The sequence below is a fragment of the Streptomyces sp. ATCC 21386 genome (assembly GCF_018728545.1).
GTDB lineage: Bacteria > Actinomycetota > Actinomycetes > Streptomycetales > Streptomycetaceae > Streptomyces.
Window position 1 is genome coordinate 1,558,275 of sequence record NZ_JAAVVL010000001.1, and the last position, 16,329, is coordinate 1,574,603.

Sequence of the window (16,329 nt, forward strand, 5' to 3'; positions counted from 1 at the left end):
GGGCGGGGTACTTCTCGTATGCTCCGACGCATGCGACGCACCTTCATACTGCTCGCCCTCGCCGCTCTCGCTCTGGTCGGCTGCACCACCGAGGAGGACAAAGCCGCGAGGTACTGGGACGGGTACCGGTTCGGCGAGCAGACGGCGACGGACTACGCGAAGCGCGTCCTCGACACCCACCTCACGTACTGCGAGACCGGCGGGGAGGTGGCCGCTCGGCAGGACATGTGCACCCGCCCCGGCGGCCCCGACACCCGGTACCCCGCCTCCGTGGGACAACGGGAGTGCGCAGACGCGCTCCCTAGCGGCCTGGACGGCGACGAGCGCGACGCATGGAACAAGGGTTGCATCACCGGCATGGCTCTCGGTGCGCCGGACGTCGTGATGTACGGGGCCGATCCTCAGAAGTGAGCCTCAGGACAGTCTTGTTGGCGGGCCGGATCGGGCGCCGACCGGCTGCGGCAGGGCGTCTCCTGTCGGCTCTTCTTGCCAGGCGTTCCCGAGACGTTCGTCCATTTCAGCCGTCAGTTCAATCAGCCGCGCGTACAGCGCCTGTTCTTGCTCGGAGAGGTTTCCGGACTTCATCCTTGCCAACAACTCTTCCGTGGCATCGGACAGGACCTCCCGGCAGGTCTGAGCCGCCTCGTTGAAGCCGCGACCGTACACACTGAAGTAGCAGGCGCGTGCGCTCTCCTCGACCCCCTCCTTAGCCCCCTCTCTTACCGCGTGGCCGAGCTTGTGCAAGATCTGCTTGCCCCTCGACATGCTGCCCCTCCCCTTCCTCGTACTCGACACCGAGTTGCTGAAGGTACCGCCCGGCTAGCCCAGTTGGCGATCACGACCGCTTGCGCTGCCTCCCACCTTGCGAAAGCCCGAGCTAATGATCAGCGGTACGTTCGATTTCGATGGCCAGAGCCCCCAGGGCTTCCTTCTTGGGCGGGTAGATGGCTCGGATGTTGTTGAGCTGCTGTTCGCGAGTAGCGGTTGAATTGATGTTGGCCGGTCCTTCGCTGTCGAGCAGGGCCTCGAAATTGGCGTATTCGGTCACCCGCTTGACGTTCACCTTGCAGATTTCGTCCGTGCCCTTGACGCGGAAGCGGATGATGTCGCCTGCGCCGAGATCGGTGAGGTGCGGGTATTTCACCCGCACCTCGATGGTCTTGGTGCCTGCTGCGACGAGGTCGAAGTACTGGCGGTAGAGGTTGAGTTCGTAGACGCGGGCGGTGGTGTCGGTCATGGGGCGGGAACGCTCCTGGTGGCTGGTGCGGTCATCATGCGGCCGATCTCGGCGGCCGAGTACGCGCGGAAGAAGTGGCGGGGGTCGGACAGCAAGGTATCGGTCATGGCCAGCAGTTGCTCGGAGTACTCCACGACGGTGCCGGGCCACTGTCGGGTGTCGAGCATCCAGTCGTCCGCACCCATGGGCAGGGCTGCGCGGCCCTCGCGGATCAGCGACTTGGACAGCTTGGCGCCGGTGTCGGTGACGACCTGCGGGCAGAACAGGCGGGCAGGCATCTGGGCGCGGGTGAGGCCGACCGCTTGGAGGGCTTCGTCGACCAGGTGGGAGCCGAAGACCCAGTCGCCGCCCTTGACCATGACGTGCAGCGTGCCGTGGGGGTTGGACACGGAGAGTTCCTTGACCGCATTGCGGTACAGGGTGGCCAGGTCGAGGTAGGCGCCTCCGGTTGGGGTGATGGTTGCCTGGTAGGGGCCGTGGTGGAGGCATACGGCAGCGACTTGCGCGGTCTCGCGGTCGGTGAGGTGGACGCGGGTGCGTTCGGCGTGTTTCTCGGCCCAGCCGCAGTCGGGGTGAGGGCAGGGGACGCGCAGGTGTGGTGTGCCGGTGGAGGGGGCGAGCCACCAGCGGGCGGCGTCGAGGCGGGGCAGGAGGCGGAGCCATGTGCGGCGGAAGTGCTCGCCGGCCTGCTGCTGGCTGTAGGTCTCGATCCGGTGAGGGATGCCCAGGAACCGAGAGAGCGCGGTGAACAGGGGTTGGTAGAGGGCGTTGACGAGGTCCGTCAGGGCCTCGTGGCCGAGGGCCTGGGCGTAGGCGCGTTGGTATCGGTGACCGCTGACCGGGTCGGTGGTCAGTTCGTAGGGGGCGTTGTCGAGAGCGCTGAACAGGACCTCGGTGGGGATGCCGAAGCGGTCCCGCAGGCGGGCGGCCATGGCGAAGGCCAGGGACTGCACGAGGGAGGTGCCGATGTGCGGGGCGCCGTTGATCTGGGTGCCGACGACCAGCACGATCCGCTCGGGTGTGGTGGCCAGGATGCGTGGGGTCAGGACGTCCTCGGCATGGTGGAGGGCGTTCGCCAGGACGGTGTTCGGTGAGACGGGATGGGTCGTCACGGGATGTCCCCCTGGGGTGGGTTGGGGTTCATTCGGTTCGGGTGTGACCGAAGAGGAGGCGCTGGCGGAACGTGGCGCTGTCCAGGTAGGTGTCGATCTCCGCAGGGGTGGCGCTGCGGGAGAGTGGGTCGAGGCCGAGGACGATGGCCGCCGGGGTTCCTTGGCCGAGCAGCAGAGTCCAAGGGCGGCCGGTGGGGATGCGTTTGCGGTAGGGGGTGCCGTCGAAGCGCAGGGCCACTTCAGCCGGGGCGATCAGACGTAGGCGTGGCCCGATGTCCGGCGGGGGTGTGGTGGCGGGGCCGAGGTGTAGAGCTTCGGCAACGGTGCGCATGCGTTGCTCGATGACGGCCGGCGTCTCGTAGCAGCTGCGGGGCGGTTGGGGCACCAGAAGGAGGCAGCACAGAGTGGCGCCGGTCGGAGTGGTGTCCAACCACGTGGTGGTGGCCAGGGAGGCGATCAGACCGGCGGAAGGCGCGAAGGACGCGGTGCGGGCAGGCGTCAACATGTGGGCACCGCGCTGTGGTGAAAGGCGGCCCAGACGCACTTGCCGGGGCCCTGGCGCTTCTCCACGCCCCAGTGGTCGGCGACGGCAGAGACCAGCAGGAGGCCGCGGCCGTCGTCGGTGGTGCTCCGTGGCTCCTGCTTGGTGGGTGTGCCGTTGCCGCTGTCGTGCACCTCGATGCGCAGCACGGTGGCGTGCAGTTCGACTCGTACGAGGACCTGACCGCCTGCAGGAGCTCCGTGCAGGACGGCGTTGGTGGCGAGTTCGGAGGTGCACAGCCGGATGTCGTCGAGGCGTTCGGTCCGGCCCCAATGGGTAAGGGTCTCGGCGACGAAGGAGCGGGCGGCGCCTGGGGTGGTCCGGCGTCGGTCGAAGAGCATCGATTCGTGCTCGACGGCGCCGTCGAGGGCTTGTTCCGGTGCGAGGGTGTCCGGCTCGCCGGGCAGTGTGCTGGGCATGGCCAACAGCCAACCGCCGTCGCTCGTTTGAGTCGGGAGCCAGCGTGGGGGCCAGGCGGGGGGCCACTATGGGGGCCAGAGTTCGCATGCTCCTGGGAGATGGGATGGGCGACACGGGGATCGGCACGTTGCTCATCCGGCTGCGCACTGGGCGTGGCTGGACCCAGCAGCAGGTGGCCGACGAATACAACGCCCTGGAGGGGCGGGCCGCCAAGACCGGTAAGGAGATTGGGCGTTACGAGCGCGAGGCGCGCATCCCGGTTCCATACACCCGCAGGTATCTGGCGCAGGTGTTCGGCGTCGACATCGGAGTGCTCGACCGTGCTGTGGCGGTCAGCAAGGGCTTCCAAGGTGGAGACAAGGCTGCGGAGACCGTTCTGCCGCAGCCTGTGGTGCCTTCGCGATCAGGTGCTATGTCGGCGGCGGACGCGGTGATGTCGGCGGACTTCGCCCGGTTCATTGCGCAGCGCAACGCAGATGAGTTCGTCGTCGAGCAGTTGGAGGCCGATGTTGCTCGGCTCGCTCGCGCCTACGTCAGCCATCCGCTGATGGAGCTGTACATCGAGATCAAGCGGCTGCGGGACGGGGCGTTCGAGCTGCTGCGCGGGCGCCAGCATCCCCGGCAGACTGCTGACCTGTACGTCGCGGCCTCACGGTTGTGCGGGCTGTCCGCGCACGTCTGCTTGGACCTGGGCGACTACGACTCCGCTGCCACTCACGCTCGTACCGCTCGGGCGTGTGCAGAGGCAGCCGGGCACGAGGGGATGCTGGCCTGGGTACGGGCCGTGGAGTCCCTGATCGCCTACTGGACCGGGCGGTACGAGCAGGCGGCGCGGCTGGCGCAGGCCGGCCGCCACCACCGGGCTCCCGGCAGCATCGGAGCCCGGTTGGCGAGCCTGGAGGCGCGTGCGCTGGCCATAGCCGGAGACCGGGTGGGTGCGGTGGCCGCCCTTGCGGATGCCGAGCGCTCCCGTGAGGCAATGCCCGGCCATGACGAGGTGCCGGGCATCTTCGCCTTCCCGGCCGCCAAGCAGTTCGCGTACGCGGGCACGAGCCACTTGGCCGTGGGCGGGAGGGAGCATGTCCAGCAGGCCATCGTCAGCGCGGACAGTGCGATCAGGCTCTACCGCAGTGCCGAGGACGATGATCAGTCGGTCGGCGACCTGCTCGCCGCCCATGTCGATCTCGCCCGCGGTCACCTGCTCCTGGGCGACATGGAGGGCACCGAGGCGATGCTCGGATTCGTCCTCGACTCCCCGCCCGAGCGCATGTCGGCCAGCATCGTGCGTCGACTCACCGCTCTGGGCCGGGAGCTGGGAGGGCCGCAGTACGGTGGAGCCGCGCACGCCGCGCACCTAAGCGAACGACTCCAGCACACGGCCGTCCTCGCGGCCTCACCCGCCGCCCACCCACCGGAGCTGTCGACGTGACCGAACGGTCTGCCGCACACGACGCCGCTGTCACCGACCGGAGCCGCCTTGCCGGAAGCGCCTACAACGGTGACCGGGACCTGGCTGCCCGCCAGTCGCTCTACCAGTGGCAGACACCCCGATACGACCTGCCTGGCATCGTCGCCGAACAGCTGAGCGGCGTACGCGGGCGTGTAGTCGATGTCGGCTGCGGCAACGGTAAGTTCATCCAGCGGCTTCGCGACGATCGGCCCGAGCTGGCCCTGCTCGGACTGGACATCGCCCCCGGCATCCTCGCCAGCGTGCCCGGCCCGGTCGCCGTGGCGGATGCCACCCGCCTGCCTTTGGCCACGGCGAGCATCGACGCGGCTCTGGCGCTGCACATGCTCTACCACGTCCCGGACATCCCGCAGGCGGTCAGGGAGTTGTCCCGTGTCGTGGCTCGTGACGGGGCGGTGATCGTCTCCACCAACAGCGACCGGGACAAGGTCGAACTCGACGACCTGTGGCAGCGGGCTGCGGGCGACGTCCTCGGTACCGGACGCGGTCCGGCCCGTATCTCGCTCAGCGCTCGCTTCTCCCTGGAGAAGGCCCCGGCCTTCCTGGGCGAGGAGTTCGGCCGCGTGGAGACGATCGAACTGCCCGGCACCATCACGGTCCAGGACCCCGAGCCGGTCATCGCGCACATGGCCTCTTACCGGGCTTGGGCGGACCAGCACGACGTGCCTTTCGAGGCCACGATCGAGCGGGCCCGTGCGATCCTCGTCGATCACATTGCCCGGCATGGGGCCTTCGAGGTCACGTGCCTGGGCGGCATCCTCATCTGCCGTCGCTGACAGCCGACTTGGCTATCGCCGTCGGCCGCGTTCCGTAAGCCGTTCGCTCGCCGGCGTGGGTGTGGTCTGTGGTGCGGGCGTCACGGGTGCGGTCATTCGGGTGCTCAGCCTGCGAGCCGCCTGAGCACGCCTGTTCGACTGCATGGCGATGCGCCAATTGAGGACCTCGGCGGGGCGATCGGCGGTGTCGAGTTCTCGGCGCGCGGCGACTTCGGCCAAGAGGCGTCGGGGGTTGTGGCCGGCGGTCTCGGCGCGGGCGAGGGTCGTGGTCAGGGCCGGCCAGGCGGGATCGGCGAGGACGCGGTCGGCGTGGTCGGGGAGGACTGCACGCAGATCCTGCTCGAAGCGGCTGACGGTTGTGGCGCGCGGTGCGCGACGGGCGAGATCCGCCAAGAGCGGCTGGGCGGCCTGCTGGTAACCGGCCTGCAGGTGGCGGAAGGCTTCTTCGGCCGCTGCGGCTTGCTGCTCGTGGCCGCGCTGCTCATGCCACTTGGCGGCCGCGCGCGCCACGTGGAGCGCAGCGAAGATCAGGGCGATGGCGAGTCCGCCCGGATCGTGTGTGGCGTAGGCGAGTTCCTTGGCGGCTTCCCGTAGGGCGGTGGCGGCCTGGTGATCGGCTCGGATCGCCGAGCGGCGGGCCCGGTTGAACGCCTTTGCCGCGGCTTGCAGTTCGGCCCGGTGTCCGCCCTTGGTGGCGAGGGCCAGGTTGTGGAGGGCGTCGCCGAAAGCATCCAGATGTCCCAGGGCCATGGCGTCGTTGCCCGAGTCGAGGGCGGTGTGGGCGTCGCGGACGGCGGTCTCGGCGCGGTGCCACGGTTCGGCTGGGTCTACCGCCTGCTCGGGGCGGTCGGCCAGATCCTGGGTGGGAAGGCGTTCGCAGAGGCGGTTGTAGGACAGGTCGGGAGCGAGCCGTGAGCCGCCATACCAGACCGGCTCACCTTGGGTGGTGTCGCTGGGAGCAGCCAGGCTGTAGCCGGTCACCTCGCCGGTCTCGGGGCCTATGCGCGGCCTGACCTGGATGCCGAGGGAGCGCAGCACGGTGAAGTACTCGTCGATGCTGCGTACGGCGGCGGCGACCGCGTACGCCTGCTCGCGCAGCCACTCCCGCGCGGTCTCATCCCGGCCCTGGCGTTCCGCCTTCGCCCGCTCGGCGCCGGTCGGGGTACGCGGGGCGGTGAGGTCGCCGGACTTCAGGCGGCGCAGCCCGAACTCGGCCTCGATCTTTCGGCATTCGCGCTGTGCCCGCCAGCCGTCCCGGTTCGTACGGGGGCGGCGGCCGTCGGCTCGAACGCTGGTGGCCATGACGTGGATGTGGTCGTCGGCGTGCCGGACCGCGATCCAGCGGCACGCCTTGTCGTCTCCCTCGGGGGCGATGCCCGTGGCGGCTACGACGCGGCGGGCAACCTCGGCCCACTCAGCGTCGGTGAGGTAGCGGTCGCCGGGCGCGGTGCGCACCGGGCAGTGCCACACATGCTGCGGTGGCTGCTTTCCGCCGAGTTCCCGGGTGCGCAGGTCGACGTGATGGTCCAGGCGTCGGGCGAGCTGGGTGTAGGTGGCGGAGGGGTCGCGGCCGGGGTCGGGGACGCCGGCCAAGTCCCAGGCGGCCACGATGTGGGGGTCGGTGTGTTCGTCGCGTCGCCCCTTGCCGAAGAGGTAGTTGATCAGGCCGAGGGTGCTGGAGCCGGTGGAGACGTCAGGCACCATGACCGGCTCCTTCCGCCAGGAGCTGGTCCATCAGTGCGTAACTGGCCTGGGCGGCCTGCTCAATGCGGTCGAGGACGGCTTCGGCGCGCTCGGGTATCGCGCCGGAGTGGATGGCTGCCGTGACCTGGTTGAGGTTGGTGCCGATCCGGTTCAGCGCCTTGGTGTGCGCTTCGACGGCCTCCACCAGCGGGCGGATGGGGTCGTCCTCTGGGCTGCCGACCATGCCCGCCTTGCCGAGCGCGACGGCGAGGGCGGCGTCGCCGACGAAGCCGGCGAACTTTTGGTGGCGCCGCCTGGCCTCGGCGTCGATGAGACGGACCGCGGACGGTGTGAAGCGGATCTTCTTCTCCTGGTCGCGCTTCTCGATGGTGCGCTTGCGGTTCATCCGCGCGGGCAGCGCGGGAGCGTCGGGTTCACGCCACGAGGGCTGCTCGACGGCGGCGGGCGGTCGACGGGCAGACGGCTCGACATGTGGGGTGACGGAGTCGGTGACGGGCTGCTCGGCACTGTCGGCGGCAGACGCGGTGCGGGGCTCGTTCGCCCCCTCCTCAGGCTCGGGCGCCCGCTGGCGCCCGGCCCCCTCTCCCGCCGCCACCCCAGGGGCGGAGGCAAGCGCGGACGAAGCCCCGTTAGGGGCTCGTTCGCTCCAGCTTGCTGCTGTTCGTCGGTCCCGGTTGAACCAACCCCAGCGGCGGGGAGAAGAGGGGTTCGTGTCGTTCGCAGTGTCCATGTTGGTGCTCCGGTGCAGCGAGGGATGGGGCTGTGTCACGTCCGTCGCATCCGTCGCACGCCTGGTCAGCACAGGTACGGACACGCGGGCAGGTACGGAGAACTCCGTCCCGGCGAGAGAGTCCGTCCCCGCGCTGACCTGCGCGGGGACGGATGCGACGCAGTGATACGGACCCCGGTGGGATCAGAGAGCGCGCTTGAGTCCGGCGGTGCCACCGGGCGGGCCGACAGGCAGCGTCCTCGCCGGGGAGGCGGGCAGCCTGCCCTGCGCTACGCGAGCAGGAAAAGCGCCGTGTTCGGACGCGGGCGCCGCCTCGACGAGGTCGGGGCAGTTGCGGGCCCAGGCGTCCAGGAAGCGGTTGCGCATGTACGCCTTGGCCTGCCTGCCCTTGTCGAACCGGTAGTTGGCCGGGCTGATGTTGAAGTCCCGCAGCAGGTTGCTCAGGTGGTAGGCGTTCAGCCCTTTGGTGCCGTGCTCCGCCCACGGGGCCTCAGCGTCCTGGAGCAGCGCGGCGACCAGATCCTGGGTGGACAGGGCCTCGGGGTTCTCCGCCTGCGCGAAGATGCGGTGGATGTCGCGCAGGAGCCGCGTCTTCAGGCTGCTCTGCTCGTCCTGGGCCGCCTCGTGGCGGGTCATGGCCAGGCAGGCGGCACGAGCCTGGGCGGGCCACTGGCCGCCGGCCAGGTCGGCGATGATGACCAGCGGCTCCCAGGTGTCTGCGGCCCGGTCCTCCACCGGCATGTGCGGCACCATGCGGGCTGCCCGCCCGCGCAGCGGACCCAGCCATGCGGTCAGCCGGTCACGTAGCGCGTTGAGTTCTCGCACCGAATACCGGGAGCGGAAAGGGGTGACCCTTTCGCCCGGCTTGCGCTTCTGCATCCGCAGAACGACCGCCCGGTCCATGACCGTGTCCGGCAGGTCGCCGATCCCCGCGATGGCGGCCATGGCGAAGGTGGGGAACGGGGTCGGCTTGTGATCCGGACCGGAGATCCGCCAGGCGGGCCGGTTGCGCTGGTGGCCGGCATTCAGCAGGCCGCGCAAGATCTCACTGTCACCGCTCGCCTTGGGGCCGAAGATGGTGTCCGCCTCGTCCACCAACATGGTGGGCGGGTTCTTGCCTATGATCCGGAAGATTACCGCCGGAGAGGTGTTCACCGTCATCATCGGCTGGTGCACGGTCTCGTGGAGGACGTCCAGAACCCGGGACTTGCCGCACCCCTTCGTCGGGCTCACCACCGCCAGACGCGGCGCGTGCTGCAGAGCCGTCTGGATGTGCGTGGCCGCCACCCACAGGGTGACCGCGGTCAGCGCCTCCTCGCTGGGCAGCACCACGTACTTGCCGATCGCTGCCCGCAATTCGTCCAGCAGCGCGACCCCGTCAGCAGCTACCTGCGCCCGCGCGCCTTCATGGACTCCGTTGCCTGCCTTGCCATCGCCGAGTGCGATCTCGTGCTGTTCGGCCTCCACGGGACCGTCGGTCCCCGGTGAGAGACGAGGACCGACGCCCCGGTCCCCATTGCGGTCCCCTGGTGCAACTCCGGCGTCTCGGGGACCGGTCCCCGTTGTCACGCTGCTGGCCTGCACGTTTCCAGCGGATGTGGATATGGGGACCGCGACTGGCGGTGACAGGGGACCGGGTGCGTCGCGGGGACGGTCCCCCAACACCGCATCAGCGGAGTCCTGATCCCGGCGGCGCCAGGGGGTGCCCCCGCCGGGGACCGCTGTCGTGGGCCAGGCGGCGGGGGATGTGTTCGTCGTGGTGGGGGACATAGAGTCCTCCATAGACGTTCCTCTCCGGTGAGGGGCAGGACGGGCAACGTCCCGCCCCTCACCAGCTCGTACGTTCAGGGATGGGCGATCGGCAGGGGAATCTCCGGCCCTCGGCGTTGGCGCGCCGGGGGCCGTTTCTGTGTCCGGAGCCTCCGGCGGCTCAAGAGGCCAGACCCCACTCGTCTCGACCCTCGATCAGCGCCCGCTCGTAGCGCAGCAGCTCGGCCTCGGGGTACAGCACGCGCTTGCCGATCTTGATGCCGCGCGGGCCCTTCTCGATCTGGCGCCAGTAGCGGACGCTGCTCTCCGCTGTGCGGTAGCGCTCGGCGACCTCGGCGGTGGTCAGGTATCGCATGCATTCCCAATCGACTAGGTAGCAATCCGGTCTGCATAATTTGTACTCGACGATCGCCGGTTAACCAAATCGGCAAGCATGTGTTTCAATTGGGAAAGTGATGGTCGTGATGGAGGTCCGATGACAGGCGACAAGATCGACGGCGGTGAGGTGCCGCTGCTCTACAGCGAAGGCAACATCGCCGCGCGGGTGGCGCTGGAGCGCGAGGTCAGGGGGTGGAGCACGACCGAGTTGGCAGATCGGGTGTCCAAGGCCGGCGTCAAGATGAACCAGACCGCGGTCTGGCGCATCGAGAACGGCACCCCGCGCCGCCGCATCAACGTCGACGAAGCCCTCGCCTTCGCCCGCGTCTTCGAACTGCCCCTCGAAGAGTTGATGTCCCCGCCGTTGGAAGGGCTGGATCTCGACAGCAGACGGCTCGTCCAGGAAGCCGTCGAGGCGTACTACGAGACACGCGACGCCGAAGACCGACTGCACCACGCAGTCGTCGGCATCGCCGAGCACATCCAGGCCCACCCCGACAGCTCACGGGCCATCCACGAGCAGTGCCTTCGCCTCATGGGCGATGAGCGCGACGCCCGCACCCTCACCGAGCACATCGAGGGCGGCGGCTACCACCGATAACCAACCCAAGGAAGAAGCCACTTGGCGAACATCCAGAAGCGCCCCAACGGCAAGTGGCGGGCCCGCTACCGCGACCTCGACGGCAAGGAGCACGCCCGCCACTTCGACCGCAAGCTCGACGCTCAGCGCTGGATCGACGAGGTCACGGCCAGCATTGTGACCGGCCAGTACGTCGACCCACAGGCCGGACGGATCACGTTCGAGACGTACTCGAAGAAGTGGGAGGAGTCGCTCATCGCAAGCGAGGCGGGCGAGCGGATCACCGACAACGCGCTCCGGCTCCACCTCGTCCCGGCGCTCGGCTCCCGCGCGATGGCGGCGATACGCCGCAACGACCTCCAGGTGCTCTTCAAGAGCCTGTCCGAGCTGCTCGGCCCCGGCAGTGTGCGCAACATCTACGACGTCCTCGTACGCCTCATGACGGCGGCCGTGGAGGACAAGGTCATCGCGTCCAGCCCCTGCCGCCGGATCACCCTTCCGCCTATGCAGGACGAGGAGGTCACCCCGCCCACGGTCGCGCAGGTCGAGGCCATGGCCCGCGTAATGCCGCCGTACATCCGCGCGGCGATCGTCACGCTCGCCGGATCAGGCTTGCGAATAGGCGAGTTGCTCGGCCTCAAGGTGTCGGACGTCGACTTCAAGGCCGGCACTGTTCGCGTCGAGCGCCAGCGCCTCCAGTCCGGGAAGATCGGCCCACCGAAGACCGCCAAGTCCCGGCGCACCGTCCCGGTCGGTGAGGTGGTCACCGACGCCCTCCTCGCACACCTCGCCGCACGCCCCTCCAAGGAGTGGCTGTTCACGATGGAGGAGGGAGAGCCGCTCAACTACCGCCGCTGGAAGACGGAGTGGAACTGCGCCCGCAGGACACTCCAAGCAGCGGAGAACGAGGCGGCCGAGCGCGAGGGCCGCAAGCCCGTCGAGCTGCCACGCATGGTGACCCACGACCTGCGCCACTTCTACGCCTCCGCCCTCATCGCCGGCGGGGCGAGCGTCAAGCAGGTTCAGCTGGTCCTCGGCCACGCGTCCGCCGTCATCACGCTGCGGATCTACGCACACCTGTGGCCGGGCGAAGAAGACCGCACCCGGACCGTCATGGACGCCGTGCTCGGCGGCATGCGGACCGGGTGCGGACCGGTTGACCAGACGACCAAGGAAATCGCAGGTCAAATGGCGTGATCAAAGATCAAGCCTTCTTGGTCTCCCAGAAGATCTTGTCGATCTGGGCGATGTAGTCCAGAGCCTTCTGGCCCGTCGCCGGGTCGGTCGAGCCCTTGGCGGCCGAGAGAGCCTTGAGGGTGTCGTTGACCAGCTGGTGCAGCTCCGGGTACTTCTCGAAGTGCGGGGGCTTGAAGTAGTCGCTCCAGAGCACGGAAACGTGGTGCTTCGCGAGCTCGGCGCGCTGCTCCTTGATGACCGTGGCACGCGCCTGGAAGTGCGGGTCGTCGTTGGCGGCCATCTTCTCCTGCACGGCCTTCACCGACTCCGCCTCGATGCGGGCCTGGGCCGGGTCGTACACACCGCAGGGCAGGTCGCAGTGGGCGCTGACCTTGACCTTGGGGGCAAACAGGCGGGAAAGCATGGAGCATTCCTTCCTCGTGATCGTCTTCTCAGGTGGGACATTACTCCCTGCGAGAGAGGTTTTCGCGAGTGCCCCCATGGGCTTAGGACAAAAGTCCGGGGTCAGACTGGGACTGGTGGAGCACCGGAGAGGAACGGACCGGGGAGGTGCCGGGTGATGCCGGAGCCGTCGCAGGAGAGCGGGCCGGGAAGTGAGCGGGGCAGGGCCCTCCTGCCCTTCGGGGTGGCCGAGGTCACGGGGCCCTCCATGGTTCCGACCCTGCGCCACGGGGACCAGTTGCTCGTCCACTACGGGGCCCGCCTGCGGGTCGGTGACGTCCTCGTGCTGCGCCATCCCTTCCAGCAGGATCTGCTCGTCGTGAAGCGGATCGCCGAGCGGCGCGACGGCGGTTGGTGGGTGCTCGGGGACAACGCCTACGCGGGCGGGGACAGCACCGACTACGGGGTCGTCCCCGACGAACTGGTCCTGGGGAAGGTCCGGTTCCGCTACCGGCCCAGGTCCGAGAGTCAGCGGTCGCCGCTCACGCTCGCCCGCTGGGCGTTCTCGGCTGCCCGGCCCGTGTTCGGCGACCGGTCCGCCTCCAGACGTTTGCGGGCCCGGTAGGCCGCCACGTTGGCGCGGGTCGCGCAGCGGTCCGAGCAGTAGCGCCGGGAGCGGTTGGTCGAGGTGTCGAGGTAGGCGTTGCGGCACGGCGCCGCCTCGCACAGCCCGAGCCGGTCCACGCCGTACTCGGTGAGGTGGAAGGCCAGGCCCATCGCGGCGATGGCGGCATAGCCCGCGGTCGCGTTGGACGGGTGGTCCGCCAGGTGCATGTGCCACAGCGGGCGGCCGTCGTCGTCCCGGAAGTCGTGCCCCGAGATCTGCGGGCTCACCGGGAATTCGAGCAGCAGCGAGTTCAGCAGGTCCACGGCGAGGGTCTCGTCGCCGTCGTTCGCGGCCTCGAAGACCGAGCGCAGCCGGGCCCGCACCGACCGGAACCGGGTGACATCGGCGTCCGTCGCCCGCCGGGCCGCCTGCCGGCTGGGCCCGAAGAGATCGCGGACGGCCTCGACCGAGGTGAGCGTGTCCTTGCCCCGGGCCGGCTCCTCGGTGTTGACGAGGCGTACGGCGTAGTCCGAGTAATGGGCCAGTTCCACTTGTAGTCCTTACGGGGGCGCTCTAATGTCGGGGATCGGGTCAGGTAATGGCTGCTCGTGCTTACAGGGTATTACGCATTCGACGTGACAGCCGGAAGAAGCGGTACAAGCGGTACACCGAGGAAGGGGACCTCATGACCACCACGGCCGGAACCGACTGGCAGGCCTGGCAGGAGAGCTGGGACCGGCAGCAGGAGCTGTATCTGCCGGACCGTGAGGAGCGGTTCCGGGTGATGCTCGACATGGTGGAGGCCTTCGCCGGCCCCGAGCCCCGCGTCCTCGACCTCGCCTGCGGTACGGGTTCCATCACGTCCAGGCTGCTCGCGCGGTTCCCGAAGGCCGTCAGCACCGGCGTGGACCTCGACCCGGCCCTCCTCACCATCGCCGAGGGCACGTTCGAGGGCGACCGGCGGGTCACCTTCGTCACCGCCGACCTCACCGACCCCGACTGGACGGCCCGGCTGCCCTGCGACGCGTACGACGCCGTCCTGACGGCCACAGCCCTGCACTGGCTGCACAGCGAACCCCTCGCCGCCCTCTACGGTCAGGTCGCGGCACTCCTCCGCGACGGCGGTGTCTTCATGAACGCGGACCACATGATCGACGAGTCGACGCCCCGGATCAACGCGGCGGAGCGCGCGCACCGGCACGCGGGTATGGAACGAGCCACCGCGGCCGGCGTCGTCGACTGGGCCGCATGGTGGCAGCTCGCCGCCGAGGACCCCGTGCTCGCCGCGCCGACGGCCCGCCGTTTCGAGATCTACGGCGAGCACGCCGACGGTGACTTCCAGAGCGTCGACTGGCACGCCCGGGTCCTGCGCGAGCGAGGCTTCGCCGAGGCCCGCGCGGTGTGGTGCTCGCCCGCCGACTCGATGGTGCTGGCGGTGAAGTAGGGCCGCCCGGCTCACGGGGATGAACGCGGTGAGGGATGCCGTACCGCCCCGGTCGCGTTTCGCGCGCCCCTGGACGCGCGGAACGCGGAATCGGGCGGAGAGCGCTACCCGACGGCTGTCGACTCGCGCTCATACGCGCTCATCTGCGTGATGAACGCACGAATCGGTGTCAAAAGCCGGAATCTGCGGCCGTCCGGCGTATCGAATGTCTGGACGAAAGACTGCTCGACGAGCGTGGCCAGTACGTGAAGCACCTCACCGGGGTGGAGTCCGCCGACGGCGGTTGTCTCCAGCTCGGTCAGGCTGAACTCCTCTTGCCACTCGGCCAGATGCCGCAACAGCCGTCGCTCCGACGCATCAAGGCGGTCGTATGCCCACGTGAAGGCGGAGGTGAGTGTCTCGTGCCGCTCGGATGCGGCGAGGTCCGGGGCCAGCAGGCAGGCCAGACCCGTGTCGAGACGTTCGGCGAGGTCGGGGAGGGCGAGCACGCGCAGCCGTGCAGCGGCCAGTTCAATGGCCAGCGGTAGCCCGTCGAGGCATCGGCAGATGCTCGCCACCAGCGCCCGGGACTCGGCGTCGTCACGGAATCCGGGGGTCGCCTGTGCGGCCCTCCGGACGAACAGCCGGGTGGCGGCAGTTCTTTCGTCCGTCACCGGCGTAGGCAGTGGGCCCAGCGGCCACGTCACCTCCCCACTGATGCGCAGCGGCGCCTGCGAGGTCGCAAGCACGGAAGTGCCGGGCTGGGAGAGCAGGCGGCGGGCATGAGCGGCAGGGCCAGGCAGGTGCTCGCAGTTGTCCAGAACGACGAGGGTGCGCCGTCCGGACGCAGCGTCGGGTGGCTCGTCGAGGTTGGTCATCGGTCCCGTCTCGCCGGGGCCGATGACGGTCACTCCGTTCGTGAAGTGGGCGCCCATCATTTCCGCGGTGGCCAGGGCGAGCGTTGACTTGCCGCATCCGCCAGGGCCGGTGACGGTCACCAGGCCGTCATGCATCAGGAATCCGGCGAGTTCGGCCTTCTCCCGGTGGCGGCCGACAACGGTGATGTGCGCTCGTGGGCCACGCCACCTGGTCTGTGGGGGCGCTGGGGCCACGGGCTGCGGGGTCGTGGCGCCGCAGTCCGCCGCAGCCGCCTCGATGAGCTGGCGGTGCAGGGCCCGCAGCTCTGTGCAGGGGCCGATGCCGAGCTCACTGTCGAGGAGGGCGTACAGCTCCTGGTACGTTTCCAGTGCCTCTCTGCCACGCCCACAGCGGTGCAGGGCTACCATCAGCCGACCCCACCGGCGCTCACGAAACGGTTCGGCCTGCACCAACTGTCTGAACTCCGCGACGACATCGGTGGTCTCATCCGTGTCGAGCCGCGCGTCCATCAACTCGTCCTCCGCCGACAGGCGAAGCTCCCGCAGGCCGATGCTCTCGTCGTGCAGGGGCTTGGTCAGTTCCAGATTCTCCAGGACGTCACCCCGCCACAGGTGCAGTGCCCCTGTGAAGAGGCGCACTGCCTCCTTCGGACGGCCGGTGCGCCCGGCGGTGCGAGCCTCGGCAACGAACTGCTCGAAGAGGTTCGCGTCCAGATCGTTCGTTTCGACCTGGACGCGGTAACCGTCGCCTGTCGTCGTCAGTACCGCGTCGCCCAGTTGCCTGCGCAGCGTCGAGATGTAGGCGTGGAGATTGGCCCGGGCGGATGGTGGGGGGCCGTCCTGCCACAGTGCGGTGGTCAACTCGTTTGTCGAGACGGTACGGCCGTTGCGCAGCAGCAGCATGGCCAGCAGGAGACGGGGCTTGCGTCGGCGCAGCGCCAACGGTTGCCCTCCCTCCGTGCAAATGCGGAGTGGTCCGAGTACGCCAAATCGCAATGTGCACCCCCGTGTTCAGCGATCATCCATGGCTGGATATTAGATGATCGCTTCCAACGGGTAAGTGGACGCAGGAGTTCAGTGAGTGGTGGACGACGGCTCGGCGAGCAGGGATTCCGCGCGTCGGTTCT

General features: G+C 69.1%; 19 protein-coding genes. 7 read left to right on the forward strand and 12 right to left on the reverse strand.

Annotation, left to right across the window (positions count from 1 at the left end; translation table 11 throughout):
• Window positions 1-30 precede the first annotated feature (30 nt).
• Window positions 31-411: a hypothetical protein gene (locus GWK25_RS06860; protein WP_215448949.1), complete on the forward strand. Its 381-nt coding sequence runs from the start codon at window positions 31-33 to the stop codon at window positions 409-411.
• Between the two features lie 3 nt (window positions 412-414).
• Here GWK25_RS06860 and GWK25_RS06865 read toward each other — a convergent pair whose 3' ends face one another.
• The 5 genes from GWK25_RS06865 to GWK25_RS06885 form a co-directional block, all read right to left on the reverse strand.
• Entirely contained in the window at window positions 415-765 is a 351-nt protein-coding gene (locus tag GWK25_RS06865; RefSeq protein ID WP_215448950.1) for a hypothetical protein, read from the reverse strand.
• 112 nt (window positions 766-877) lie between these two features.
• On the reverse strand, window positions 878-1,237 hold the full coding sequence (locus tag GWK25_RS06870) for an ASCH domain-containing protein (RefSeq protein WP_215448951.1): 360 nt from the start codon (window positions 1,235-1,237) through the stop codon (window positions 878-880).
• A complete protein-coding gene (locus GWK25_RS06875; RefSeq protein WP_215448952.1) occupies window positions 1,234-2,349 on the reverse strand; it encodes a hypothetical protein in 1,116 nt (371 codons plus the stop codon). The genes GWK25_RS06870 and GWK25_RS06875 overlap by 4 nt, the downstream gene beginning before the upstream one ends.
• A gap of 28 nt (window positions 2,350-2,377) precedes the next feature.
• Complete coding sequence (locus tag GWK25_RS06880; protein ID WP_215448953.1) at window positions 2,378-2,854, reverse strand: hypothetical protein; 477 nt, start codon at window positions 2,852-2,854, stop codon at window positions 2,378-2,380.
• Window positions 2,848-3,309 (reverse strand): ATP-binding protein, encoded by a 462-nt coding sequence (locus GWK25_RS06885; protein ID WP_215448954.1) that lies wholly within the window; start codon window positions 3,307-3,309, stop codon window positions 2,848-2,850. The genes GWK25_RS06880 and GWK25_RS06885 overlap by 7 nt, the downstream gene beginning before the upstream one ends.
• Before the next feature lie 104 nt (window positions 3,310-3,413).
• On the opposite strand from GWK25_RS06885, the gene GWK25_RS06890 reads away from it, so the two are divergent.
• Both GWK25_RS06890 and GWK25_RS06895 read left to right on the forward strand, forming a co-directional pair.
• The gene (locus GWK25_RS06890) at window positions 3,414-4,739 is read left to right on the forward strand and encodes a helix-turn-helix transcriptional regulator (protein ID WP_215448955.1); all 1,326 of its coding nucleotides are present in this window, start codon (window positions 3,414-3,416) and stop codon (window positions 4,737-4,739) included.
• The gene (locus GWK25_RS06895) at window positions 4,736-5,554 is read left to right on the forward strand and encodes a class I SAM-dependent methyltransferase (protein ID WP_215448956.1); all 819 of its coding nucleotides are present in this window, start codon (window positions 4,736-4,738) and stop codon (window positions 5,552-5,554) included. The genes GWK25_RS06890 and GWK25_RS06895 overlap by 4 nt, the downstream gene beginning before the upstream one ends.
• A gap of 12 nt (window positions 5,555-5,566) precedes the next feature.
• On the opposite strand, the gene GWK25_RS06900 is transcribed toward GWK25_RS06895, so the two are convergent.
• From GWK25_RS06900 to GWK25_RS06915, 4 genes are all read right to left on the reverse strand, one after another.
• A complete protein-coding gene (locus GWK25_RS06900) occupies window positions 5,567-7,258 on the reverse strand; it encodes a relaxase/mobilization nuclease domain-containing protein (RefSeq protein ID WP_215448957.1) in 1,692 nt (563 codons plus the stop codon).
• Window positions 7,248-7,988, reverse strand: a complete 741-nt coding sequence (locus tag GWK25_RS06905; protein WP_251828752.1) for a hypothetical protein — start codon at window positions 7,986-7,988, stop codon at window positions 7,248-7,250. Before GWK25_RS06905 ends, GWK25_RS06900 begins: the two co-directional genes overlap by 11 nt.
• A gap of 183 nt (window positions 7,989-8,171) precedes the next feature.
• Window positions 8,172-9,344, reverse strand: a complete 1,173-nt coding sequence (locus tag GWK25_RS06910; RefSeq protein WP_215457240.1) for a DUF3631 domain-containing protein — start codon at window positions 9,342-9,344, stop codon at window positions 8,172-8,174.
• Window positions 9,345-9,918: 574 nt separating this feature from the next.
• On the reverse strand, window positions 9,919-10,113 hold the full coding sequence (locus tag GWK25_RS06915) for an AlpA family transcriptional regulator (protein WP_215448959.1): 195 nt from the start codon (window positions 10,111-10,113) through the stop codon (window positions 9,919-9,921).
• Between the two features lie 120 nt (window positions 10,114-10,233).
• Here GWK25_RS06915 and GWK25_RS06920 point away from each other — a divergent pair, with 120 nt between their 5' ends.
• Entirely contained in the window at window positions 10,234-10,737 is a 504-nt protein-coding gene (locus GWK25_RS06920; RefSeq protein WP_215448960.1) for a helix-turn-helix transcriptional regulator, read from the forward strand.
• Between the two features lie 21 nt (window positions 10,738-10,758).
• A complete protein-coding gene (locus GWK25_RS06925; RefSeq protein WP_215448961.1) occupies window positions 10,759-11,913 on the forward strand; it encodes a site-specific integrase in 1,155 nt (384 codons plus the stop codon).
• Window positions 11,914-11,920: 7 nt separating this feature from the next.
• On the opposite strand, the gene sodN is transcribed toward GWK25_RS06925, so the two are convergent.
• The gene (gene sodN, locus GWK25_RS06930; RefSeq protein WP_031140564.1) at window positions 11,921-12,316 is read right to left on the reverse strand and encodes a superoxide dismutase, Ni; all 396 of its coding nucleotides are present in this window, start codon (window positions 12,314-12,316) and stop codon (window positions 11,921-11,923) included.
• A gap of 156 nt (window positions 12,317-12,472) precedes the next feature.
• Between sodN and sodX the strand changes: the two genes are divergently transcribed.
• The gene (sodX, locus tag GWK25_RS06935; RefSeq protein ID WP_215448962.1) at window positions 12,473-12,919 is read left to right on the forward strand and encodes a nickel-type superoxide dismutase maturation protease; all 447 of its coding nucleotides are present in this window, start codon (window positions 12,473-12,475) and stop codon (window positions 12,917-12,919) included.
• On the opposite strand, the gene GWK25_RS06940 is transcribed toward sodX, so the two are convergent.
• Window positions 12,823-13,452 (reverse strand): ABATE domain-containing protein, encoded by a 630-nt coding sequence (locus tag GWK25_RS06940; RefSeq protein ID WP_215448963.1) that lies wholly within the window; start codon window positions 13,450-13,452, stop codon window positions 12,823-12,825. The genes sodX and GWK25_RS06940 overlap by 97 nt on opposite strands.
• Window positions 13,453-13,586: 134 nt before the next feature.
• Between GWK25_RS06940 and GWK25_RS06945 the strand changes: the two genes are divergently transcribed.
• Complete coding sequence (locus GWK25_RS06945) at window positions 13,587-14,345, forward strand: trans-aconitate 2-methyltransferase (RefSeq protein ID WP_215448964.1); 759 nt, start codon at window positions 13,587-13,589, stop codon at window positions 14,343-14,345.
• Window positions 14,346-14,449: 104 nt separating this feature from the next.
• Here GWK25_RS06945 and GWK25_RS06950 read toward each other — a convergent pair whose 3' ends face one another.
• Entirely contained in the window at window positions 14,450-16,198 is a 1,749-nt protein-coding gene (locus tag GWK25_RS06950; protein ID WP_308404184.1) for a BTAD domain-containing putative transcriptional regulator, read from the reverse strand.
• Window positions 16,199-16,329 lie beyond the last annotated feature (131 nt).